This is a genomic window from Pseudomonas cyclaminis (genome assembly GCF_015163715.1).
GTDB classification, from domain to species: Bacteria; Pseudomonadota; Gammaproteobacteria; order Pseudomonadales; family Pseudomonadaceae; genus Aquipseudomonas; species Aquipseudomonas cyclaminis.
In genome coordinates this window covers 1-507 of record NZ_JADDUM010000360.1, presented here as the reverse complement: position 1 = coordinate 507, position 507 = coordinate 1, and the positions used below count along the sequence as shown (strand labels likewise).

The 507-nt window shown below is 64.5% G+C and carries 1 protein-coding gene; it reads left to right on the top strand.

The genetic code is table 11. The annotated features are described in order from the left end of the window. Positions 1–507 (top strand): DHHA1 domain-containing protein (locus IQK56_RS30395; protein ID WP_246500320.1); only part of this gene is annotated, 507 nt, incomplete at both ends.

Sequence of the window (507 nt, the reverse complement as noted above, 5' to 3'; positions counted from 1 at the left end):
CGGTGCTGCGGCCCTGGCCTACCTCAATGCGGCCGAAGAGCAACTCAAGGAAGCGGCCAGCCTGGTCAAGGGCAGCCGCGACAACCTGATCGACAAGCTGTCCGCCGTGCTGGAGCGCAACCGTGCGCTGGAAAAACAGCTGGAGCAGTTGCAGGCCAAGGCAGCCAGTGCGGCGGGCGACGATCTGTCGGCTTCTGCGGTGGACGTCAAGGACGTGAAAGTCCTGGCGGCTCGCCTGGATGGCCAGGACGGCAAGGCGCTGTTGGCCCTGGTCGATCAGTTGAAGAACAAGCTCGGCCGCGCAGTGATCCTGCTCGGCAGTGTCCATGAGGATAAGGTCGTTCTGGTTGCCGGTGTAACCAAAGACCTGACTGGCCAACTCAAGGCCGGTGATTTGATGAAACAAGCCGCTGCGGCAGTGGGCGGGAAGGGCGGTGGTCGTCCGGACATGGCGCAAGGCGGTGGTGTGGACGCCGGTGCCCTGGACGCGGCCCTGGCCTTGACCGT